Source organism: Pantoea sp. JZ29, from assembly GCF_035190385.1.
In the GTDB taxonomy this organism is placed as follows: Bacteria; Pseudomonadota; Gammaproteobacteria; order Enterobacterales; family Enterobacteriaceae; genus Pantoea; species Pantoea stewartii.
The window spans coordinates 475,070-498,808 of sequence record NZ_CP045241.1 but is presented as its reverse complement, the minus strand read 5'-3'; the positions used below and the strand labels follow the sequence as shown (position 1 = coordinate 498,808).

At 53.5% G+C, this 23,739-nt stretch carries 20 protein-coding genes and 1 pseudogene; 11 read left to right on the top strand and 10 right to left on the bottom strand.

The genetic code is table 11. The features are described 5' to 3' along the window. Positions 1 to 3: 3 nt before the first annotated feature. Both aaeA and aaeX read right to left on the bottom strand, forming a co-directional pair. Positions 4 to 936, bottom strand: coding sequence for a p-hydroxybenzoic acid efflux pump subunit AaeA (gene aaeA, locus GC090_RS02405; protein ID WP_033740058.1), 933 nt, complete (start codon positions 934 to 936; stop codon positions 4 to 6). A gap of 7 nt (positions 937 to 943) precedes the next feature. Then, positions 944 to 1,147 (bottom strand): p-hydroxybenzoic acid efflux pump operon protein AaeX, encoded by a 204-nt coding sequence (gene aaeX, locus GC090_RS02400; protein WP_006120970.1) that lies wholly within the window; start codon positions 1,145 to 1,147, stop codon positions 944 to 946. Between the two features lie 229 nt (positions 1,148 to 1,376). Here aaeX and aaeR point away from each other — a divergent pair, with 229 nt between their 5' ends. After that, positions 1,377 to 2,294: an HTH-type transcriptional activator AaeR gene (gene aaeR / locus GC090_RS02395; RefSeq protein WP_006120971.1), complete on the top strand. Its 918-nt coding sequence runs from the start codon at positions 1,377 to 1,379 to the stop codon at positions 2,292 to 2,294. Positions 2,295 to 2,474: 180 nt separating this feature from the next. Here the strand turns inward: aaeR and tldD are convergent. The 8 genes and pseudogenes from tldD to csrD all read right to left on the bottom strand — a co-directional run bounded on the left by tldD (position 2,475) and on the right by csrD (position 14,964). Next, positions 2,475 to 3,919: pseudogene (tldD, locus tag GC090_RS02390) on the bottom strand (metalloprotease TldD). A 65-nt stretch (positions 3,920 to 3,984) separates the two neighbouring features. Then, positions 3,985 to 7,812: an AsmA2 domain-containing protein YhdP gene (gene yhdP, locus GC090_RS02385; RefSeq protein ID WP_164482629.1), complete on the bottom strand. Its 3,828-nt coding sequence runs from the start codon at positions 7,810 to 7,812 to the stop codon at positions 3,985 to 3,987. A gap of 133 nt (positions 7,813 to 7,945) precedes the next feature. Beyond that, positions 7,946 to 9,415: a ribonuclease G gene (rng, locus tag GC090_RS02380; protein WP_054633002.1), complete on the bottom strand. Its 1,470-nt coding sequence runs from the start codon at positions 9,413 to 9,415 to the stop codon at positions 7,946 to 7,948. 1 nt (position 9,416) lies between these two features. Next, positions 9,417 to 9,998 (bottom strand): Maf family protein, encoded by a 582-nt coding sequence (locus tag GC090_RS02375; protein WP_058702694.1) that lies wholly within the window; start codon positions 9,996 to 9,998, stop codon positions 9,417 to 9,419. Positions 9,999 to 10,006: 8 nt separating this feature from the next. After that, positions 10,007 to 10,495, bottom strand: a complete 489-nt coding sequence (gene mreD / locus GC090_RS02370; RefSeq protein WP_006120976.1) for a rod shape-determining protein MreD — start codon at positions 10,493 to 10,495, stop codon at positions 10,007 to 10,009. Continuing rightward, positions 10,492 to 11,514: a rod shape-determining protein MreC gene (gene mreC, locus GC090_RS02365; protein ID WP_006120977.1), complete on the bottom strand. Its 1,023-nt coding sequence runs from the start codon at positions 11,512 to 11,514 to the stop codon at positions 10,492 to 10,494. The genes mreD and mreC overlap by 4 nt, the downstream gene beginning before the upstream one ends. A 147-nt stretch (positions 11,515 to 11,661) precedes the next feature. Continuing rightward, positions 11,662 to 12,705, bottom strand: a complete 1,044-nt coding sequence (mreB, locus tag GC090_RS02360) for a rod shape-determining protein MreB (RefSeq protein ID WP_003855260.1) — start codon at positions 12,703 to 12,705, stop codon at positions 11,662 to 11,664. A 309-nt stretch (positions 12,706 to 13,014) separates the two neighbouring features. Next, positions 13,015 to 14,964, bottom strand: coding sequence for an RNase E specificity factor CsrD (gene csrD / locus GC090_RS02355; protein ID WP_110268752.1), 1,950 nt, complete (start codon positions 14,962 to 14,964; stop codon positions 13,015 to 13,017). A 282-nt stretch (positions 14,965 to 15,246) separates the two neighbouring features. Between csrD and msrP the strand changes: the two genes are divergently transcribed. The 10 genes from msrP (at position 15,247) to fis (ending at position 23,715) form a co-directional block, all read left to right on the top strand. Next, positions 15,247 to 16,251 carry a protein-methionine-sulfoxide reductase catalytic subunit MsrP gene (gene msrP, locus GC090_RS02350; RefSeq protein WP_006120979.1) on the top strand — a complete coding sequence of 335 codons (1,005 nt, stop codon included), beginning with the start codon at positions 15,247 to 15,249 and terminating at the stop codon, positions 16,249 to 16,251. Next, positions 16,252 to 16,854, top strand: a complete 603-nt coding sequence (gene msrQ, locus GC090_RS02345; protein ID WP_006120980.1) for a protein-methionine-sulfoxide reductase heme-binding subunit MsrQ — start codon at positions 16,252 to 16,254, stop codon at positions 16,852 to 16,854. It begins immediately after the preceding gene. A 221-nt stretch (positions 16,855 to 17,075) separates the two neighbouring features. Further along, the gene (aroQ, locus tag GC090_RS02340) at positions 17,076 to 17,528 is read left to right on the top strand and encodes a type II 3-dehydroquinate dehydratase (protein ID WP_033740114.1); all 453 of its coding nucleotides are present in this window, start codon (positions 17,076 to 17,078) and stop codon (positions 17,526 to 17,528) included. A gap of 25 nt (positions 17,529 to 17,553) precedes the next feature. Then, the gene (gene accB, locus GC090_RS02335) at positions 17,554 to 18,018 is read left to right on the top strand and encodes an acetyl-CoA carboxylase biotin carboxyl carrier protein (RefSeq protein WP_033740068.1); all 465 of its coding nucleotides are present in this window, start codon (positions 17,554 to 17,556) and stop codon (positions 18,016 to 18,018) included. Between the two features lie 11 nt (positions 18,019 to 18,029). Continuing rightward, positions 18,030 to 19,379 (top strand): acetyl-CoA carboxylase biotin carboxylase subunit, encoded by a 1,350-nt coding sequence (accC, locus tag GC090_RS02330; RefSeq protein ID WP_039341728.1) that lies wholly within the window; start codon positions 18,030 to 18,032, stop codon positions 19,377 to 19,379. A gap of 72 nt (positions 19,380 to 19,451) precedes the next feature. Continuing rightward, a complete protein-coding gene (locus tag GC090_RS02325; RefSeq protein WP_033740072.1) occupies positions 19,452 to 19,694 on the top strand; it encodes a YhdT family protein in 243 nt (80 codons plus the stop codon). After that, a complete protein-coding gene (panF, locus tag GC090_RS02320) occupies positions 19,684 to 21,129 on the top strand; it encodes a sodium/pantothenate symporter (protein ID WP_033740073.1) in 1,446 nt (481 codons plus the stop codon). Before GC090_RS02325 ends, panF begins: the two co-directional genes overlap by 11 nt. A gap of 15 nt (positions 21,130 to 21,144) precedes the next feature. Beyond that, positions 21,145 to 22,029, top strand: a complete 885-nt coding sequence (gene prmA, locus GC090_RS02315) for a 50S ribosomal protein L11 methyltransferase (RefSeq protein ID WP_033740074.1) — start codon at positions 21,145 to 21,147, stop codon at positions 22,027 to 22,029. A 400-nt stretch (positions 22,030 to 22,429) separates the two neighbouring features. Then, positions 22,430 to 23,395: a tRNA dihydrouridine synthase DusB gene (gene dusB, locus GC090_RS02310; RefSeq protein ID WP_033740115.1), complete on the top strand. Its 966-nt coding sequence runs from the start codon at positions 22,430 to 22,432 to the stop codon at positions 23,393 to 23,395. Between the two features lie 23 nt (positions 23,396 to 23,418). Then, positions 23,419 to 23,715, top strand: coding sequence for a DNA-binding transcriptional regulator Fis (gene fis, locus GC090_RS02305; protein ID WP_003855228.1), 297 nt, complete (start codon positions 23,419 to 23,421; stop codon positions 23,713 to 23,715). Positions 23,716 to 23,739: the final 24 nt, after the last annotated feature.

Sequence of the window (23,739 nt, the reverse complement as noted above, 5' to 3'; positions counted from 1 at the left end):
CTCTTAACCAAACTCACGCAGGCGGTTAAAGAAGGACATCATGGGTGAAACCGCCTGGTGCGGACGATCCTCCGCGCCAGTAATCACCACGGTCGCCGTCGTGCCGGCAGGGAACTGATTACCAGGCTGCTGATCAAGTCGGATGCGGACCGGTACGCGCTGAGCCAGGCGAACCCATTCCAGATTAGACTGAACGGTTGCCATCCCCTTGCTGTCAACACTGCTACTGCTGTTGGTTACGCCTGCCGCAATGCTGTCCACGGTGCCACGTAAGGTGATGTTGCTGCCCAATGGCGTGATCTCTGCCCGAAAGCCCGGTCTGACGCCGTGCAGTTTGGTCTCTTCCAGATAGGCCAGCACATAAAAGGAGTGCTGCTGCACCAGGGCGACCGCAACCGAGCCGCGCGTAATGAATTCACCCTGGTAAACATTCAGGTTCGTCACCCAGCCGTCTGACGGTGCCTTAATCGTGGTCCGCTCCAGATCAATTTTCGCCAGATCGCGGGTCGCAACAGATTTCGCCAGCTGGTGTTCTGTGGTTTGCAAATCGTTATTGGATTGCTCGATGGCTTCACGCGACATCGCAGAGGTGCCGAGTTGGTTACGACGTCCGGCCTCACGGCGTTTTTCATTCACCAGCGCCTGGTAATATTCTACGTCCGCCTGGGCTTCATCCAGCGCCTTTTGATAGCGGGGACGATCGACAACAAACAGCGTATCGCCTTTTTTAACGAGCTGGTTGTCATGAACCGGCACATCCGTAATTAACCCAGTGACATCAGGAGAAATGGCCACCACGTCGGCTGCAAATCTGGCATCACGCGTCCAGGGCGATTCGGTGTAGAACACCCAGGCACGGAATATGATGATAACGGCGATGATGACCAGCAGGATGGTGATCGCGTAACGCGCGATTTTTCTTATAAGCGTGTTCACGTAAACCTCAAACGAATAAACGGGATACTAAATAAAATACACAGCAGTAGAGAGCTGTATTGAAGAGTGCCGGGTGCCAGACAAGATCGTAAATACCACTGGGCGTCAGCACGCGTTTCACCAGCCAAAACAGCATAAGTGAAACGATGAGTTCGATAAAAATGGGCGGAAAAGAGAGCCCAAACATGACAAAGACCGGAAGTACACTCATTAAAAATCCTTAGTTCGACACGGCCGGGATAGTCCACCGCCTTGATCGACGCAAAAGCCTGCGCCCTAAGCCACATCTGAACTACGGCTGGCTTAATAATAGCGTATCATCGGGTGTTTTCAGGTAATGAAGCGTCGCCAGGTGATACCCCGGTACGCTTATAGTAACGCGCTTAACTATACGTTTTCTACTGAATGTGATCTAAATCACTTTTTAGCCAGAGTAAACAATGGAACGACTTAAAGGTATGTCGATATTTGCCAAAGTGGTTGAATTAGGTTCTTTCACGGCGGCCGCACGACAGCTTCATCTCAGCGTGTCATCCATCAGCCAGATAATCGCCAGGCTGGAAGATGCCCTTCAGGTTAAGTTACTCAATCGCAGCACACGCAGCATCGGCCTGACCGAAGCGGGGAAAATTTACTATCAGGGTTGCCGCCGCATGCTGGCTGAAGCCAGCCAGGTACATGAGCAGTTATATGCGTTTAATAATACACCTGTCGGGGTGTTACGGATTGGCAGTTCCTCCACGATGGCGCAGAACGTCCTGGCCGGCATGACCAGTGATATGTTGCGTGACTATCCCGGCCTGAGTGTCAATCTTGTCACCGGCATTCCTGCCCCCGATTTAATCGCCGATGGCCTGGACGTGGTTATTCGGGTGGGCGCATTGAAAGATTCCAGTCTGTTTTCACGCAGGCTGGGGGCAATGCCCATGGTGGTGTGTGCCGCTAAATCCTACCTGGCGCAGCATGGAACACCCGAAAAACCGGCAGACATTACAAAATTCGCCTGGCTGGAATACAGCGTTCGCCCCGACAACAATTTTGAATTGATTGCACCCGAAGGCCTTGTGACTCGTTTGTCACCTCAGGGGCGTTTCGTCACCAATGACTCCCAGACGTTAATTCGCTGGCTTAAGGCAGGCAACGGCATCGCCTATGTCCCGATGATGTGGGTGGCAGATGAGATCAAGAGCGGAGAGATCGATATTTTATTCCCACACTATCAATCCGACCCGCGTCCGGTTTATGCGTTATACACCGAAAAAGACAAGCTGCCGCTGAAAGTTCAGGTCTGTATCGACTACCTGACGCACTACTTTGAACAGGTTGCCGAGCAGTACAAGCAGCACCGCAAGACATAGCGCGTCGCCTTTAGCAAGGTGCAGAACAGGGCATCACAAAGGTGCGGAGCAGGACTTTAAACAGGCCTCATTTACGGCAGAGACAGGAAAATCGCGCCAGCGTTTACTGAATGTGGCGCCTTCAGGATGTAATAGTAGCGCACTAAAAAAACCCGCCAGCAGGCGGGTTTGTCAGGCTAATCAGGCGGTGCCGCCGATAGTCAGCTTGTCCAGCTTGAGCGTAGGCTGGCCCACGCCAACCGGCAGACTCTGGCCTTCTTTACCGCACACGCCAACGCCTTTATCGAGCGCCAGATCGTTGCCAACCATAGAGATTTGCTGCATTGCCTCAATACCGGAGCCGATCAATGTCGCCCCTTTTACCGGTTTGGTGACTTTGCCTTTCTCAATCAGATAGGCTTCGGACGTGGAAAACACAAATTTACCCGACGTAATATCGACCTGGCCGCCACCAAAATTAGGCGCATACAACCCGTATTCCACACTTTCAATAATGTCCTGCGGCGTCGATTTACCCGCCAGCATGTAGGTGTTGGTCATACGAGGCATTGGCAGGTGCGCATAAGATTCGCGACGACCGTTTCCGGTAGGATTCACGCCCATCAGCCGGGCATTCAGCTTGTCCTGCATGTAGCCTTTCAATACGCCATTTTCAATCAATACGTTGTACTGTCCGGGTACGCCTTCATCGTCAATAGCCAGTGAACCGCGTAATCCCTCGATCGTGCCATCATCAACCACCGTACAGAGGTCAGACGCCACCAGTTGGCCCATCTTACCGCTAAAAACGGAGGTTCCACGGCGATTGAAGTCGCCTTCCAGACCATGACCCACGGCTTCATGCAGCAGCACGCCTGGCCAGCCCGCCCCAGCACCACCGGTAAAGCGCCTGCAGGCGCAGCCACTGCGGAAAGATTGACCAGTGCCATGCGTACCGCTTCGCGTGCCCAGGCATCAGCGCGCACATCGCCATTTTCATCAGCGAGGAAAAACGCGTAACCAGTACGCGCACCGCCACCGCTGGTACCCCGTTCGCGTTTGCCTTGATCTTCCACCTGAACGCTGATGGACAGACGCACCAGCGGACGCACATCGGCGGCCAGGGTACCATCGGTTGCCGCCACCAGGACCTGCTCATATACGCCGGTCAGGCTGGCATTCACTTCCTGAACCCGTGGGTCAGCAGCCCGCGCAACCTGGTCAACACGATGTAACAGGGCGATTTTGTCTTCACGGCTGAGGCTGCCAAGCGGATCGACAGGCGCATAGAGCGCGCGGTTGACGACGGCTGACAGCGTGTGCGCCTTGCCATTCCCCTGCTCGCGTACGATGCTGCGGGCCGCTTCTGATGACAGACGCAGGGCATTCATTGTGATCTGATCGGCATAGGCGAAGCCGGTTTTTTCGCCGCTGACGGCGCGGACACCCACGCCCTGATCGATATGGTAGGAACCATCTTTAATGATTTTATCTTCCAGAACCCAGGATTCATGGAAGCTGGACTGAAAATAAAGATCGGCATAGTCCAGACGACGTTCTGAAAGCTGCCCTAACAGGGAAAAAAGGTCCTGCTGATTAATGTTGTTAGCAGTTAGCAACTGCTCACTTACCAGATTCAGAGTCATCGTTTCTCACTCAATATGTGCTCGGATATTCATAGCCTGAGGCAATTATGTTACGCCGTCAAATATCACTTGTTATAGGTTTCGCGTGGCTTACGCATAACCTCGTCAATTTTGGGCTTATCGAGCGGGCCGCTGATGTGATAGCGCAGCACAGAAATTTTACTCCAGAGCGGCCCCAGAACCTTACTGGCCGCGAATACCGCGGCCCCGACGACCGGGTTAATCGCGAACGCGGTGGCGACACCAACGGAGGCGGAAATTTCCGGGGTAACTATGGCTTCCATATCAATCCGTCGCTTCACAAGATCCATATTGCCCTGCATGGCGATATCCGCCTCCAGCCCATCGACTGACAGGTTATCAGTACGGATGACGCCATCTTCAATCCAGGCGGTACCATTGATTGAATCGAAATAGAAACCCTGTTTAAAAGTATCACTGAAGTCGAAACGCAGTTTACGTAGCAGTGCATCAAAACTGAGCAGGCGCAAAATCTGCCCCGCCGCACCGGTATCCACATCCGTTATCTGGCCTTTACCAAAGTGTGTTTTCAGTGTGCCGCTCAGCGTTTCCGCTGATGGTTGCCAGGGTGCAGCGCGCCAGTGCAGGTCATAGTTAATTTTGAAAGGTGCATCGCGTAATGGCGTATTTACGCCGAACCAGTTGGTTGCGTTATTGATGTTGCTGCCCTGCAAGGTGCCTTTCAGCGAGGTACGCTGGTCGTTGGGCCGGTTAACCCATTCGCCCTGAATATTCAGACGCGAACTGCCTGTATCCACCAAGCCATTAGTAAGTGCTAACGTACTTCCTTTAGGTTGCAGCCCAGCGGAAACGCGCCCGTATTTTTGTCCCATCAGCCAGCATTCTGCACACTGAAACTGCACCGCAGGCCACTTGCTAAAGTCAATCTGGTCGCTTTTTTGCCCCAGTGGCGAAGCCGCGGTATTTTTTCCGTCAGCGCCCTGCCAGTCGGGATTGTAATAAAGATAATCCAGAGCAACCTGCCACGCTGCTGACGGCGAGGTCGTAAGCTGACCACGTAACTCTTTGGCATTAACCTTCACCTGGGTTTTACCGCCCATTTCCTGGGTGACGGTGGTATCCACGTCATGCCACTCTTGCCCTGCCAGACTGACAGCGGGGCTACGTAAGATAATATTGCCTGGCAACGTTGCCCCGCCCACCTTATGCTCACCCGACGGGCTGGCCGCTCCGCCTTCGCCCGCCATCAGGAGTGCCGCCCAGGCTTCGCCATCGAGCGCAGGCAAATTCAGCACCATGCCTGAACGATCCGGCAGCGCCGGTGTGGTTTTGGTGTCGTTAAGCCAGATGCCTCGCTCAACGCGCAGCGTGGGCTCCAGCAGCCAGCGGCTGTTAAACCGGTGCCGCTCGTCAACGCTGCCGCTCAGATCGAAATGCGTTAAGTCGCCGTTTGCATTAACGGTAACCGGCAGGCTCTCGCCAGCCTTTTTGTCGAGTGGTGGAGGTAAGCGACTACTTACTTCCTTACCGTCTCCTTTGAGTTGCACGGCATAATGCGCACCGCCCTTGTGAGGCAAGGTGACGTTTACCTCACCTTGCCACGGAAGATGACCGGCCAGTTGGCTGCTAATCTGTCGGGGTATGTCAGTGATTTTTGCCAGTTGCCAGTCCGCCTGTAATTTGACGTTCACGCCAAAATCGTCAGGATTCTCCTGCGTCGTGAAGCTGACATCAATCGGCTGTCCAAACCAGTTGGCCTGCAGCGTATCGCTTTCGAGATTGCCGTTGTTATAGCGGAACTGCCCCGTCAAATGGGTCATTGTGGTATTCAGGGGTTTGATATGCAGGCTGTTGTTATTCATCTGCACATCCCCGCTGGCGTGAACATCTTTGCCATTCAATGGAATATCCAGCTTGAGATGACCTTTGGTCAGGCCTTTGACCTGGAGCTGTTCCAGTGCCGCTCCCAGCGACGATTTGAGCGGCGTGTGCTGGAAGTACTCACCGATTTGCTGCCCGTCACCGCTGATATCGCCATTAATAATCAGCTTTTCCTTCAGATAATCCGGGATGACAGCGCTGACATTGCGGGCATCGACTTCACCCAGTTTCGCCAGTGGCGCATTCATCCACAGGCCGTCATTCAGGAAGTTAAGATCGATATCAAGATTGCTGAGATCGGGCCAGCCCGGCTGGAACGCATAGGTTGCCTGGCGTAACGGCACCCAAACCTGGAACATCCCGTCGTTGTGCTGGAAGGGAAAAAGCGCTGGATTACCGTTAAACAGCAGCGTGGCATTACTGACCTTGCCGCCTTTAATCGCACCGCTTAAATAGTGTGTCAGCGAGTGGCCCATTATCGGTGTCGGAAAATAGCGCCACGCATCACCAGCGTTCGTGACGTTAATGCCGGCCAGAATATTCAGTTGAGGTTGCGCATCACTGTTTTGCTGATAGCGGAAATCGCCGTGCGCCCAAAGGGAACGGGCCTGAATGTCAAGGTCGTGACCCGCCAGCGTCAGCCCCTGCTTATCCTGCGTCCAGTTAAGGTTGCCGGTGATCTGTTTGATCTCCAGCGGTGCCTGGAACATATCACCATAAGGCACCGTAGCCTGCCCCATCGCAATTGCGGCTTGCCCATCGTTCAGGCTGCCTGTCGCCTCACCATTAAGATGGCTGATGCCGGGAACCAGCTTCCAGTACTGCCAGCTAAAATCACGCCACTTTACCTGAAAGCGGGTCTGCTCGGGTTGTGCTAAGGGAATATCTAACGCAAGCCCATCAATCGTGCCCCGCGGCCGCAATGCACGCCAGTTATCAAACAGCGCAGGTGAGAGAGGCGCAAAAAGCGGCACCAGCGGCGCGATGCGATCTAATGCTAACTGCGTCGCACGAACGCGGACTTCGGCCTCGCTGTTGCTGCCCAGCATCTGCTCGTCCTGCGGTTGCCAGAACAGCGAAAAATGACCAGCAGGCCACGCATTGCCGTCTGTGCTGAGTTTGGTTTGCGGCACCGTTACCACCCAGCCATTTTTATAACGCGAAAGGTGCGCCGTCAGACCATCAACGTTGAGAGTATGGGGGCCGCTCTCGCCCTGCCAGCTTGCGCCGCCTTGACTTAACAGCAGGTCGCCAGCGTAGATATCACCATCACGCAGAGTGACCCAGGCTGCCAGGCTAAACCGGGCGCTGTCCAGACGGGTGTTATCCCGCACCCAGCGGCCCAGCCAGGGGCGCATATCCACGTCATCAGCCTGCATCCAGATGCGACCGTCGTTGAGTAAGCCTTCGTTATCGTTCAGGTCGAGACGGACCTGCACAACACCGTGCTGTCCGGTAAAACTCGACAGGCTGACCTCACCTTCTGCGCGATGTCGGGTATGTTCGTTCAGCCAGGTGAGTTTAGGGATAGCCAGTTCAGCATGCTGACCGGATGGCGTGATAAAACCAATCGTGCTGTCGCGCAGATCGAAGTGATCGAACTGGCGTAAAAACAGATCGTTGATCTGGGTGAGCCTGAAGCTGTGCTTCTCGTTGTCACTGGTCAGGAGAGGCTGAGTGCTGTTAAAGTGCAACTGCCAGAAAGTCAGATCGCGGAACTGCCAGCGCCAGTGGAGCAATGACTGCCAGACGTCCAGCGCAACGGTAATACGCGCGATCGAGAGCGTCCCCGTTTGTTTCATGTCCACGTTCAGGTCACGGATTTGCAGCGTGGGCCCAAAATTTTCCCACTTGCCCTTCAGCTGGCTGGCGTTAACATTGGCACCGCTGACATCAGAAACAAACTCTAAGACCTGACTACGATAGTTATCAAGGTGCGGCATCGCCAGACGCAGCGCACTGACCAGCAGCGCCACAATCACAATGACTGTCGCGAGCAGCAGTAACATCACTCTTGGCAACTGCCTCACTCACACCTCTCCTTGTCTACCGTTAACGACGGATGGTTGCTGCTCATACCCGGCGTCTTATGACATAAGCGGTATGGGGCCACATTTTACCCTAAAATGTGCGGCCAGACATCGTGAGCCTGACCGGCCAGCACTACATCATGACCACATCGAACTGTTCCTGAGTATAGAGCGCTTCAACATGCACCTTTACCTGCTTGCCGACAAACAGCTCCACTTCCGCCAGCGCATGGGACTCATCCGTTTTCAACGCTTCGCCCACCGTCGGCGACACGTAGACCAGGAAACGGTCAGAATCATAAGCATGATGAACACGAACAATTTCACGCATAATTTCGTAGCACACCGTTTCGACGGTCTTCAGTGTGCCGCGCCCTTTACACACCGGGCAATCCTCACACAGCACGTGTTCGATACTTTCGCGCGTACGCTTGCGCGTCATTTCCACCAGCCCTAAGGCGGAAAACCCGCTGATGCCCGTCTTCACTCTGTCTTTACTGAGCGCGGTTTCCAACGAATGCAGCACGCGACGGCGATGATCTTCATTACTCATATCAATGAAGTCGATAATGATGATGCCGCCAAGGTTACGTAGCCTCAGTTGGCGGGCGATCGCCTGTGTCGCTTCCACATTGGTGTTAAAAATAGTTTCATCAAGGTTTCGGTGGCCGACAAAGGCACCGGTGTTGATGTCGATTGTCGTCATCGCTTCAGTTTGGTCGATGATGAGGTATCCGCCAGATTTCAGTTCAACTTTACGTTCCAGTGAGCGCTGAATCTCGTTCTCAACATCAAACAGATCAAAGATGGGCTGTTTGCCATTGTAAAGCTCGAGCTTGCTGGACATCTCCGGGATGTATTCGCTGGTGAATTCCTTGAGGAGATCGCAGGTCAGGCGCGAATCGACACGAATGCGATCCAGCGCTGCGCCCGCAAAATCGCGCAGAATACGCTGCGCCAGCGCCAACTCACCATAGAGTAAACAACGGGTTTGATTGCGCTTTTTCCGCTCTCTGACTTTGGTCCAAAGCCGTTTCAGAAACGCAGCATCCTGCGCCAGCTCTTCTTCGCCAATACCTTCCGCGGCGGTGCGGATGATGAAACCGCCCAGGTCGTCACAGTAGTCGGCCACGACGGCTTTAAGCCGTTCACGCTCTTTTTCACTGGCAATGCGTTGTGAAACGCCAACGTGTGAAGCGCCGGGCATAAACACCAGATAGCGCGAGGGCAACGTGATATCTGTGGTCAGCCGCGCGCCTTTAGTGCCAAGGGGATCTTTCACCACCTGCACCACGAGATCCTGTCCCTGACGCACCAGCTCCGCGATATCACGTACCACGAAATTTTTCTTTTCATCGCCCGCAACGCATTCTGTATGCGGCATGATGTCGGACGCATGCAGGAAGGCCGCTTTATCAAGCCCGATATCCACAAATGCCGCCTGCATGCCAGGCAAAACCCGGCTGACGCGCCCTTTGTAAATATTACCGACGATGCCACGCCGGGCTTCGCGCTCAATGTGAATTTCCTGCAGGATACCGCCATCAATGTAGGCGACGCGCGTTTCAGCAGGCGTAACGTTAACCAGTAGTTCTGCCGTCATGTTAACCCCTTACGGCACGCAGTGACTGGAACTGGTCGATCAGTTCCGCGGTCTCAACCAACGGTAATCCGACGACTGCGTGATAACTTCCATTGATTTTACGAACAAAGTTTCCGCCCTTTCCCTGAATACCGTAAGCGCCTGCTTTATCCATAGGTTCACCTGTGGCGATGTACTCATTGATGTCGTGTGCGGTTAAGTTACGAAACGTCACCTCGGTGACCACCAGACAGTCCAGCACCTGCTGACGATCGGCCAGCGCGATAGCCGTCATGACCTGATGCGTTTTTCCCGAGAGTTTACTGAGCATCGCGCTGGCATGGTCGGCATCGTGGGGCTTTTCCAGCACCTCGCCATTGAGCACCACGATGGTGTCGGCACCCAGCACCGGTAAGTCTTGCCGGGCAAGCGTGACGCCCGCTTTAGCTTTGTCATGCGCCAGGCGTCGAACATAGCCCTCCGCCGTTTCACCGGGCTGACGTTGCTCTTCAACATCAGTGACAAGACGCTCGAAGGTGATGCCAAGCTGGCTCAGCAGTTCACGTCGGCGGGGAGACGCGGAGGCCAGATACAGGGTTACCATAAATTTCCTTATTGAACAGCGAACTGACGGCGGATCTTTCTCATCAATAAGAATAGCCACGGCCAGAGAATCCCGTCGACAACACTGCTCCAGAAAATTTCAGGGCGGAATGAGACGTTGATCACCAGAAACTCTGCCCAGAAGACGATCACATCCATTGCTAATGACAGCACCATAACCATTAACGCCTGCTGCCACAATGCTAAGTTACGGAATAACTGGAATTTAAACGCAACCAGATAGGCGATAATGCTGAGCGCCAGAGCGCGAACGCCCAACGTCGAACCGGCGATTAAATCCATAATCGCCCCCAGCAGAAAACCGCTGCCCACATTCACGCGATGCGGCAGCGCCAGCACCCAATACACCAGAATCAACAATAGCCACGATGGCCGGAACATATAGATCTGTTCCGGCCATGGCATGATTTGCAGAATAAACGCCATCAGAAAGGACAGCCAGATCACCCATCGTCCCTGGCTGCGATATCGACTCAATTCTGGCCTCCGCGTGAGCGGGAAGCGGCATCCTGCGAACGACTTTCGCTGCTGCCCGAAGCGGGTGTGGTAGTCTGTGTGGTGGGCGCAGGCGGCCCCATTTCGCCGGCAGGCGGCAGCACCTGCGGCATCATTTGCATCAGGCGCTCGTTCGCGACCCGATGCACTTCATCAGGCGCCATAGGCATATCACCATTATGATCGGCTCCCCAAAGCAGCAGCAAATAGCGCAGACGTTGCAGACCCGCAGTAGGATGTGCCTGAATCACGGTATAAGCGCGTTGCGTATCCACTTTTACCGAGGACACGACACCGACAGGATAGCCTTCAGGGAAGCGGCCACCTAAGCCTGAGGTGACTAACACATCGCCCACGCGAATATCGGTATTGCCTGGCAGATGTTCCAGTTGTAAATCTTCCGTACAGCCATTGCCCGCCGCAATGACACGAATATCATTACGCAGCACCTGAATGGGCAGCGCATGTGATGCATCACAAATGAGCAGAACGCGACTGGTAAACTGACCGACAGCGATGACCTGGCCCACAACCCCTTTATCACTGATGACCGGCTGACCTTCATACACGCCATTGGCGCTGCCTTTATCAATCACGACCTGATCGGTATAGGGATCGGTACCGGTGGAGATCACCTGGGTCACCATCTTATGCTCGTCCTGACGCAGAGGTGAACCCAGCAATTCGCGCAGGCGTGCATTCTCCTGCTTGTATTGCCCCAGCATGAGCAGGTCGCTGTTTTTCAGAAACAGCTCCCGACGTAACGCTTTATTTTCCAGCTCAAGCTGCTGGCGCGAAGCCAGCGTATCTGACACGCCATCCAGAAGTTGACGCGGGCCGTTGGCCAGGAAGTAAAACGGACTGACCGATGTGTCCAGATAGTTGCGTATTTGCGTAAATGAACTCACGCGACTATCTGCGATGATGATGGCAATTGCCACAATCACCGCCAGAAAGAGACGCAATTGCAGAGAAGGGCCTCTGCTAAAAATCGGCTTCATATAATCTGCGTGTTCCTCGACTACAAGGTAAGAAAGTACGGACGTACCGCACTTTCCTGGGCTGGACACATCATACCGATGCACGCAGCGCCGGTTTACACGCTACTCCCTGCGCACTGTTACGACGGTCTCAGCCGGTTGAGGCCATTATTCTTCGCTGAATAAATCGCCGCCATGCATGTCGATCATTTCCAGGGCTTTACCGCCGCCGCGCGCAACGCAGGTCAGCGGATCTTCCGCGACGACAACAGGAATGCCTGTTTCTTCCATCAGCAGACGATCCAGATTTCTCAGCAGCGCACCACCGCCCGTCAGGACCATGCCACGCTCGGAAATGTCAGAGGCGAGTTCTGGCGGACACTGTTCCAGCGCGACCATTACTGCACTCACAATTCCGGTAAGCGGCTCTTGCAGGGCTTCAAGGATTTCATTTGAGTTAAGGGTAAAGCCGCGTGGCACACCTTCTGCCAGGTTACGACCACGCACTTCGATCTCACGCACTTCGTCACCCGGGTAAGCAGAGCCGATCTCATGCTTGATACGTTCCGCTGTGGCTTCACCAATCAGTGAACCGTAATTACGGCGCACATAATTAATGATGGCTTCATCGAAGCGGTCACCACCGATACGCACGGAAGAAGAGTAAACTACGCCGTTCAAAGAAATGACGGCAACTTCAGTGGTACCGCCACCAATATCGACTACCATTGACCCGGTCGCTTCAGAAACCGGTAAGCCAGCGCCAATGGCGGCCGCCATAGGTTCTTCAATCAGGAACACTTCACGTGCACCCGCCCCTTGGGCAGATTCGCGGATTGCGCGGCGCTCAACCTGCGTGGCACCGACAGGCACACATACCAGCACGCGCGGACTTGGACGCATAAAGCTGTTGCTGTGAACCTGCTTAATGAAGTGCTGCAGCATTTTCTCGGTCACGAAGAAGTCGGCGATAACGCCATCTTTCATAGGACGAATGGCTGCAATATTGCCCGGTGTACGGCCTAGCATCTGTTTGGCGTCATGACCAACGGCCGCTACACTTTTAGGTGAGCCGGCACGATCCTGGCGAATAGCCACTACGGAAGGCTCGTTCAGCACGATGCCTTGTCCTTTTACATAAATCAGGGTGTTCGCGGTACCCAGGTCAATGGACAAGTCATTGGAAAACATGCCACGAAATTTTTTAAACATACTAAGGGATAATCCTGCAAGCTGGAGGCGGAAAATAAAATCCGCTTACTTTACCAACCACACGAAGCTGCCACAAGGCGCAAAAACGTTCTGCTTCGGTGAAAAATTAGGCGACATTCGCATTAAATCATTTACAGCTGTTTCGCACACGAGCGGAACAGCGATATCACGCTATCAGAGCAGCTTGTTAAAGAATTTTCTTAACTTTACTCCGACATAAAATCTAACATTTCAGGCGCTCTATTCTGCCTGTTTGTTGTCCTGTATTCACTAAAAGCTGGCGTAAAACCGGCGAATTTAGGCAAACGATTAAATCTGGTAACGTTGCGAGTACTTTTTCACATTACTGTTGACCGGCTGAGAAGGTGAAAACAGGTCGCCCTGCCCGCCTTCAACGCCTAATTCGACCAGAGTTTGCCACTCCGCTTTTGTGCGAACGCCTGCCGCATAAAGCCGGGTACCGGTCGGCTTGCAGACGTCCAGCAGGCTCCGCACAAACAGCTGATTTTCAGTACGGCGCTCAATGTTGCGCACCAGGCCGGCATCCAGCTTGATTAACGCGACCGGCAGTTGCCTGATATAGGCGCTACTGACTACCGTCAGTCCTGCCTGACTGATGGCAATCCGGCAGCCAAATGCCTGGAGCGAATGCAACACCGGAATCAAACGGCTGATGTGTTGACAAACATCCCCTTCCGCAAGTTCAAATAAAAATCGTTTTCGCTGACTTTTTGGGCAGGCCAGCAACATTCGCTGCAACCAGACGACAAAGGGACGCTTTAACAGAGAGTCGATACTGACCGGGATAACCAGTGTTTCTTCAGGCCACAGCTCTGACAAAGCGGCAATGCGCAACACCATCTGCCGGTCCCAGCTCTCTACCATCCCAAGCTGCTGCACCAGTGGCATGTATTCAGCCGACAGCACTTCTTTATCACCATCAAAGATGCGGCTGAGTATGACACGATGACGAACCTTGCCCTCACGGTCCACGGCAGGTTTTTGATAGAGCCGCGGCCCACCGCGACTGAGTGTATTTTCCAGCAAAGTGCGCCAGCGAACACTGCCGCGCCCGGCATCCTGCGGATTGCCCGCGCCGTTTGACCAGTTATTGCCACCGGACAGCGTTGCCCGTCGCGTCGCCATCTCCACATTTTCCATTACCTGCGGCACCGTCTGGCCACTGTGCCAGGCGCTGATACCAATGTGAATAAAGTCGTCACGGTTCACCATGCGCATAGGAGGTAACGCATCAACGGCATTAATTAACTGGTCAGCGATGCTGTTGGCCTCTTTCAGGCTGCGGTGCGGCAGCAATACCGCAAAATCACTGCGAAAATAACGCGCAAGAAGCGCGCCGGGATAACGCATGACAAAAGTGGACAGCATATTGACGACGTTAAACAGGTACTCTTCAACCAGCACCGGTCCAAGCGAGTGATCGTGCGTGTCGAGCTCAGGAAAGCGGATCATCATGACCACGCCGTGTGTCCCGACATCTTCCTGGTCCTCCAGCAAGGTGGCCAACTGATTATCGAAGAAAAGCCGGTTATTCAGCCCGGTTCGGCCATCCTGCGCAGCAAAGGTACGAATTAACGTATCAATGCGAACGCGCTGCTCGCCGGCTTCCTGTAAATCTGACAGAAGCTGATCGATCGCCCGACTGGCTTTGGGCGGCCACTCATCACGCTGCTTTTGGCGGAAGAAGGTACGCTCGCCAGCAAGAATCGATGCCGAACGACTTTCCAGGTGTTCCATCCCGCGCCATTGACGCACCAGCCAGCGATGGATGATGGACAGCATCACCGCCATAATCAGTACAACCAGCACGAGGGCGACAAGGGTATAAGTCGCAGGAATCGAGCGTAGCCAGGTTTGTGCAGGATCGAGAATCGTCAACTGGAGCCGCATTCCCGGTTGGTGCATTAGCGCAATGTCAAAATGGATATAGCGGTTTTTTTCGTGCTCGAGCATCTGATTTTCATGGCGGGACAGCGTAAAAACAGGTTGGCGACCGTTATAGAGAGAAAGTTGCTCCGCGTTAATAACAGGTAACATAGGGGCCAGCCAGGCCTTAAGCGCATCGGGAGGCTGGCTCAGCAAGACGTTATCAACTTCGGTCGCCAGCACCTGTACGCGACTTTCGACGCGCTGATGCGTGAGCCAGAAAACACTAAAAGCACAACCCACCAGCATTAAAACCATTGCCAGTACGCTAATCAGTGTAATAAATGCAGAAAGTTTGGTCGTTAATCGCATCCCTGTGCCTGTTTCACTTCGGTTGTCGCCGGATCACGCTGGCGCTGCACGGCAGCCGGAAGAAATTTGTGCAAAATAACACAAATGTCGTCTGGCAACAGTGGCGTTGTGCGTGAAGGCGAAGTATACCGCTGAGAAGATCTCACAGCGCCTGATTCTACATTTTTCAGTGGATTCCCATTTGAGAGCGAAGCCAGGAAATTTCACATTTTTGCAGCGAAATTCGCCAGCATAAGTAATAGTCATCATGCTGGTTGAGACTATCGCGCCTGGAGAAAAACGATGAAGCCGACTAAAAGCCTGACCGAAGCAGATGTAACGCCAGAAAGCATCTTTAATATGAACCGTCGTCGGGTGCTTCAGACGCTGGGGCTGGGTGCCGCGGCCATGGGCCTTCCCGGCATGGCGAATGCTGATATCCTGAGCTGGTTCAAAGGCAACGACCGCCCTGCTGCCCCCGCAGGCCGTCCGCTTGACTTTACCAAACCCGCCCAGTACCAGGCTAACCTGCCCTTAACGCCCGCCGATAAAGTTTCCGGATACAACAATTTCTACGAATTCGGTCTGGATAAAGCCGATCCTGCGGCGAACGCCGGTACCCTAAAAACCGATCCCTGGAAACTGACGATTGAGGGCGAAGTGGCTAAGCCCGTGACGCTGGACATGGATGATATTTTTAAGCGCTTCGCGATGGAGCAACGAATCTATCGCATGCGCTGTGTTGAAGCCTGGTCGATGGTCGTTCCCTGGATCGGATTTGAACTGAATAAACTGCTGAAGCTGGCAGAACCCACCAGCAAAGCCCGCTTCGTCGCCTTCCAGACGCTGTACGCGCCCGATCAGATGCCAGGGCAAAAAGACCGGTTTATTGGCGGCGGGCTCAATTACCCTTATGTAGAAGGTTTGCGTCTGGATGAAGCGATGCATCCGCTTACGATTCTGACAACGGGCGTATACGGTAAAGCGCTGCCGCCGCAGAATGGTGCGCCGATTCGCCTGACGGTTCCGTGGAAATATGGCTTTAAGGGCATCAAGTCCATTGTGAAAATTACGCTCACTCACGATCAACCGCCAACGACATGGAATCAGATTGCCGACAATGAGTATGGTTTCTATGCCAACGTGAATCCTCATGTGAACCATCCACGCTGGTCACAGGCGACCGAACGTTTTATTGGGCCGGGCAGTAGCTTTAATGTGGATCGTCAGCCCACGTTACTCTTCAACGGTTATGCCGATCAGGTTGCCTCACTCTATCGCGGCATGGATTTGCGGGAGAATTATTGAGTGCGCCTGACAATAAAGCAGATCGGCTGGCTTAAAGTCCTGTTGCATCTGGCTGCGTTCCTGCCGTTGGTTTATTTGATCATGGCCGCGATGCACGGTGGACTGAGCGCCGATCCGGCAAAGGATATCCAGCATTTTACCGGCCGAATGGCATTGAAACTGCTGCTGGCTACGTTGCTGGTGTCGCCCTTAACGCGCCTGATAAAACAACCCCTGCTTATTCGGACCCGACGCCTGCTGGGGATCTGGACATTTTTCTGGGCCAGTTTGCATTTGACCAGCTACTACCTGTTGGAGCTGGGAATAAATAACATCGGCCTGCTGGGCAGTGAGCTGATTTCCCGGCCCTATCTGACGCTGGGGATCCTCTCCTGGTTTATCTTGTTGGCGCTGGCCGTCACGTCTTTCCAGCGCATGCAGCGTAAACTCGGCAAACGGTGGCAAACATTGCATAACCTGATCTATCTGGTCGCGATCCTGGCACCTGTCCATTATCTCTGGTCAGTCAAAATCCTTTCGCCGCAACCCATTATTTATGCGCTTTTAGCTCTGGTCCTGTTAGCCTGGCGCTACAAAAAGTTCATTAAGTGGTGGCCGCGTTAACCGCTCTTTTCCCCGCTATCGTCTGCAAAAATGCGGTCTCCGGACCGCATCCGATCAACTTCGCAGATAAGACCAGTATTTTGCTGCGAAATGCCACGAAACGGATATAATGGCCGGCTTTATTGCGATTTGACGCTTCTTTTTCACCGTGACGGGTGACAAATGGAAAGCGGCAAGGTATTTTACGCGATGCCTCAATGATTGCGGGAGATGGCAGCAAGATGGCCGATAAATTACATATTCTGCTTTTGAACGGTCCCAACCTTAATCTGTTGGGAACGCGCGAGCCTGAAAAATACGGGGACGTCACGCTGGATCAGATCGTTTCTCGTCTGGTGCAGCAGGCAGACCAGTTGAATGTAGCGTTAAGCCATTTGCAGTCCAATGCTGAATATCAGCTCATTGATCGCATTCATGAGGCAAAAGGCAACGTGGATTATATCATCATCAATCCTGCCGCGTTTACGCACACCAGCGTCGCACTTCGTGATGCGCTGTTAGCAGTGGACATTCCCTTTATCGAAGTTCATCTGTCAAATGTGCACAGCCGCGAGCCCTTCCGCCAACATTCCTATTTTTCTGATGTCTCTGCGGGCGTTATTTGTGGGCTTGGCGCCGATGGCTACTCGTGGGCATTACAAACGGCAGTAAAGCGCCTGTCTCATACTAATTAATCAAACTGAGTACGGAACCCCATTCATGGATATTCGTAAAATTAAAAAACTGATCGAACTGGTTGAAGAATCTGGCATTTCTGAGCTGGAGATTTCCGAAGGTGAAGAGTCTGTTCGTATCAGTCGTGCACCTGCAAACACTGGTTATCCGATGATGCAGCAGGCTTATGCTGCGCCTGTTGCTCAGCAACCGGCGCTGGCGAGCGCCGTGGCACCTGTTGCCGCTGTCGCAGAAGCTGCACCAGCAGAAATCAGTGGTCACATCGTACGTTCACCGATGGTCGGTACCTTCTACCGCACACCAAGCCCGGATGCGAAAGCGTTTGTGGAAGTGGGCCAGAAAGTCAATGCCGGTGACACGCTGTGCATCGTTGAAGCCATGAAAATGATGAACCAGATCGAAGCCGACAAATCTGGCGTTGTTAAAGCCATTCTGGTCGAAAGTGGTCAACCGGTAGAATTTGACGAGCCACTTGTTGTCATCGAATAACGGGGCGAACCATGCTGGATAAAATTGTTATTGCTAACCGCGGTGAGATTGCACTGCGCATTCTGCGTGCCTGTAAAGAACTGGGCATTAAGACTGTCGCTGTTCACTCAAGCGCGGACCGTGACCTGAAACACGTGCTGCTGGCAGACGAAACGGTTTGCATCGGCCCGGCACAGTCGGTCAAAAGTTATCTCAACATCCCGGCGTTGATCTCTGCTGCAGAAATCACCGGCGCGGTGGCGATTCACCCTGGCTACGGCTTCCTGTCTGAGAACGCGGATTTTGCTGAGCAGGTTGAGCGCTCTGGCTTTATCTTTGTGGGCCCAAAAGCTGACACCATCCGCCTGATGGGCGATAAAGTGTCGGCCATCACGGCGATGAAGAAAGCTGGCGTGCCGACCGTACCTGGCTCCGATGGCTCACTGACCGATGACATGGAAAAAAACCGTGCCTTCGCCAAGCGCATCGGCTATCCGGTCATTATTAAAGCCTCCGGCGGCGGCGGCGGTCGTGGTATGCGCGTTGTGCGCAGTGACAAAGATCTGGAACAATCCATCAACATGACGAAAGCGGAAGCCAAAGCGGCTTTCAACAACGACATGGTGTACATGGAGAAGTATCTGGAAAATCCACGTCACATCGAAATCCAGGTACTGGCTGATGGCCAGGGCAACGCCATCTATCTGGGCGAGCGTGACTGTTCTATGCAACGCCGCCACCAGAAAGTCGTGGAAGAAGCGCCAGCACCGGGCATCACGCCAGAGCTGCGTTCATTCATCGGTGAGCGTTGTACTAAAGCCTGTATCGATATCGGCTATCGCGGCGCAGGGACGTTTGAGTTCCTGTACGAGAATGGCGAGTTCTATTTCATTGAAATGAACACCCGTATTCAGGTTGAACATCCGGTCACCGAAATGATCACCGGCGTCGACCTGATTAAAGAGCAGCTGCGTATTGCTGCTGGCCAGCCGCTGTCAATCAAGCAAGAAGATGTGATTATTCGTGGTCATGCGGTTGAATGCCGTATCAACGCCGAGGATCCGGTCACCTTCCTGCCAAGCCCTGGTAAGATTACCCGTTTCCATGCACCGGGTGGTTTTGGTGTGCGTTGGGAATCCCATATTTATGCGGGTTACAGCGTGCCGCCGTATTATGATTCCATGATCGGAAAGCTCATCACCTACGGTGAAACCCGTGATATCGCCATTGCCCGTATGAAAAACGCGCTGGCGGAGCTGATTATCGACGGTATCAAAACCAACATCGAACTGCAGATGAAAATCATGTCCGATGAAAACTTCCAGCACGGTGGCACCAATATCCACTATCTGGAGAAAAAACTCGGCCTGCACGAGAAGTAATCGCAATGCTGAGTTAGTCTGAGGCCGGATATTCCGGCCTTTTTCTTTTCCCGCTGGCGTTAAGGTCACATCATGGACGCGCGTTTTTTACAGGCTCACAAAGAGGCTCGCTGGTCGCTCTGTCTCACGCTGGCCTGGCTGGCTGTCTGGGGCATTTCCGCCTGGTCGGGCGGCGATGCGGTTGGCATAACCGGTTTGCCACGCTGGTTTGAGCTCTCCTGCATTTTTGCGCCTCTGCTGTTCATTTTTCTGTGCTGGCTAATGGTCCGTACACGCTTCCGTGAGATGTCTCTTGAGGAGGAAGATGAACACTGAAATCATCCTGCCACTGTTGGCTTATCTGGTCGTTATTGCCGGTCTGTCCGTCTTTGCGATGCGTAAACAGCGCAAAGGAAATTTCCTGACCGAGTATTTTCTGGGTAGCCGTTCGATGGGCGGATTTGTGCTGGCTATGACCATCACCACCACCTATATCAGCGCCAGCTCCTTTATCGGTGGCCCAGGCGCAGCGTATAAATATGGTCTGGGCTGGGTGCTGCTGGCCATGGTTCAGGTTCCTGCTGTCTGGCTTTCACTGGGTGTACTGGGGAAGAAATTTGCCATTCTGGCGCGTAAGCATAATGCGGTCACGCTTAACGATATGCTCTATGCGCGCTATGGCAGCACACTATTGGTGGTCCTGGCCAGCCTGAGTTTACTCGTTGCCTTTGTGGGCGCGATGGCCGTGCAGTTTATCGGTGGCGCACGCCTGCTGGAAACCGCAGCCGGTATCCCCTACGACACGGGATTACTGATCTTCGGTGGGACTATCGCGCTTTATACGGCATTTGGTGGCTTCCGGGCCAGCGTGCTTAACGATGCCATGCAGGGCATTGTGATGCTGATTGGCACCTTTTTGCTGCTGTTTGCAATTATTCACCATGCCGGAGGGATCCACACTGCTGTAGAAAAACTGCATGCGATTGATCCCAAACTGCTGTCTCCTGAGGGGCCGGGCGATATCATTACGCCGACGTTCCTGAGCTCATTTATCGTTCTGGTCTGTTTTGGCGTTATCGGTCTGCCCCATACCGCTGTCCGCTGTATTTCCTACAAGGACAGTAAAGCCGTTCACCGGGCGATTGTTCTCGGCACTATCGTGGTGGTGGTACTGATGCTGGGAATGCATCTGGCAGGCGCGCTGGGCCGCGCCATATTGCCCGATCTGACCGTGCCGGATCGGGTTATCCCGACGCTGATGATTACCGTACTGCCGCCGCTGGCCGCAGGGCTGTTTTTAGCGGCGCCGATGGCGGCGATCATGTCGACCATCAATGCGCAGCTATTGCAGGCTTCCGCTACGCTGGTTAAAGATCTGTATTTACGCCTCGCACCTCAGCAACTGGACAATGAGCCACGACTGCGGATGTTATCGGGCACGGTGACATTTGCCCTTGGTGTCGTTTTGCTGTTCGTGGCCTGGCATCCGCCCGACATGATTATCTGGCTTAACCTGCTGGCGTTTGGTGGGCTGGAGGCAGTATTCCTGTGGCCGCTGGTTCTGGGGTTATATTGGGAACGCGCCAATGCCGCAGGCGCGCTCAGCGGGATGGTGGTGGGCGGAGGCTGTTATGCCATTCTGGCAACCCTGGGCCTGCAACTGTGGGGATTTCATCCCATCGTGCCTTCCTTATTGTTAAGTCTGCTGGCGTTCCTGGTCGGCAATCTGTTTGGGCGTTTACCCGCCGTGGTTAACGCACCACAACACTGAATTAAGAGAGATGTTATGCCGTGGATTCAAATCAAAATTAACAGTTCTGGTGCCAACGCAGAGGCGCTGAGCGATGCACTGATGGAAACCGGTGCCGTGTCAGTGACCTTTCAGGATACCCATGACACGCCCGTCTACGAACCTCTGCCCGGGGAAACCCGTTTATGGGGCGATACCGATGTTATCGGGTTGTTCGATGCCGAAAGCGACATGGAAGGCGTCATTGCCGAACTTTCACAGCATCCACTGCTGGGAGAGAATTTTCGCCACAAGATCGAGCAGATCGAAGACAAAGACTGGGAACGCGAGTGGATGGAGAACTTCCATCCTATGCGCTTTGGCGAACGCTTGTGGATCTGCCCGAGCTGGCGCGATGTGCCCGATCCGAATGCCGTCAATGTCATGCTGGATCCCGGGCTGGCTTTCGGAACCGGCACACATCCCACCACATCGCTCTGTCTGACGTGGCTCGACGGTCTGGATCTGAACGGTAAAACGGTGATCGATTTTGGCTGCGGCTCTGGGATCCTGGCGATCGCCGCCTTAAAGCTGGGTGCAGCGCAGGCCATTGGCATTGATATCGATCCTCAGGCGATTCAGGCCAGCCGCGACAATGCCGAGCGCAATGGGGTGGCGGACCGTCTGTCTCTTTATCTGCCGCATCAGCAACCGGAAAACCTGCAGGCTGATGTGGTGGTGGCAAACATTCTTGCCGGACCGCTGCGTGAGTTAGCGCCACTTATCCGGGTGCTGCCTAAACCAGGCGGACATCTGGGGTTATCAGGCGTGCTGGAAAGCCAGGCCGAGAGTGTCTGTGAAGCTTATGCCATGCACTTTGCGCTGGACCCTGTCGCCGTTAAGGAAGAATGGTGCCGGATTACGGGTGTAAAAAACGCTTAGCGTCGTAAACGATGCGAGCGTCAGACTCTGCCCTGCGAACGTCGCAGGGCTGTATACCTTCTCCTCATACAGATGAAAGCGAACCTGTCTGGTCGTCGCTGCCTTTCACGCTCAATCGCTATGCTTTTGTCAACCGTCTGTACGGCGTGTTGTGTCGTTAATCACGGTATGTGACGTTTTTTATCTGGCGAATGCCGAATCTTCGTCGGAAAAACCTTTGTTCACAAAATAAACATAACTGGATAACGCCATGATTTTTAATGTCATTTATCCATAACACCCTTGTCAGAGCAGACTAAAAGCAGTTTTCTTGCGAATTGTTCAAAGTTTGGCCTTTCATCTTAAGAAAAAAATGCGTAATATACGCCGCCTTGCAGACACAGTATGGCATTACGACTTCATGCGCATTGGAAACCTCCAGCTGAGAAATCGACTGATTGCGGCACCGATGGCCGGTATTACAGACAGGCCTTTCAGAACGCTTTGTCATGAGATGGGTGCAGGAATGGCGGTTTCTGAGATGTTGTCATCCAATCCCGAAGTGTGGGCCAGTGACAAATCTCGTTTACGCATGGTGCACAGTGATGAACCCGGCATTCGTGCCGTCCAGATTGCAGGCTGTGATCCCAGTGAGATGGCTCAGGCTGCACGTATTAATGTCGATGCTGGTGCACAGGTGATTGATATTAATATGGGTTGCCCAGCCAAAAAGGTGAACCGCAAAATGGCGGGGTCGGCCTTACTGCAATATCCTGCCGTGGTCGAGTCTATTCTCTCTGCCGTGGTAAATGCGGTTGATGTACCGGTCACATTGAAAATCCGTACCGGTTGGGATCCAGAAAACAGAAACTGTGTCGCGATTGCCCAATTGGCTGAGCGTTGTGGCATTCAGGCTTTGACGATACATGGCCGCACTCGTGCCTGCCTGTTCAACGGAGACGCTGAATACGACAGCATTCGGACAGTTAAGCAGAGTGTCTCTATTCCGATTATCGCGAACGGAGACATAACTGACCCGCATAAAGCCAGAGCAGTGCTCGACTACACCGGAGCCGACGCTTTGATGATAGGACGTGCTGCTCAGGGAAGACCGTGGATCTTCCGGGAAATCCAGCATTATCTGGACACTGGGGAGCTGCTTGCCCCGCTGCCACTGGCAGAGGTCAAGCGTTTGCTTGTTTCGCATATACGTGAGCTGCACGACTTTTACGGTCCAGGCAAGGGATACCGTATAGCGCGGAAGCACGTGTCCTGGTATCTCCAGGAACATGCCCCAAATGACCAGTTTCGGCGCACATTCAACGCCATTGAGGATGCCAGCGAACAGCTGGAGGCGTTGGAGGCATACTTCGAAAATCTTGCGTAACGAAATAAAGAGCTGAAAGAACTATGTTCGAACAACGCGTAAATTCTGACGTACTGACCGTTTCTACCGTTAACTCACAGGATCAGGTAACTCAAAAACCTTTGCGTGATTCGGTTAAACAGGCACTGAAGAACTATTTTGCTCAACTGAATGGTCAGGATGTGAGTGACCTGTATGAGCTGGTTTTGGCTGAAGTCGAGCAGCCTCTGTTGGACATGGTGATGCAGTATACCCGTGGCAACCAGACCCGTGCTGCCCTGATGATGGGTATCAACCGCGGTACGCTGCGTAAGAAACTGAAAAAATACGGCATGAACTGATTCAGGTTCACACCGTTAATCTCG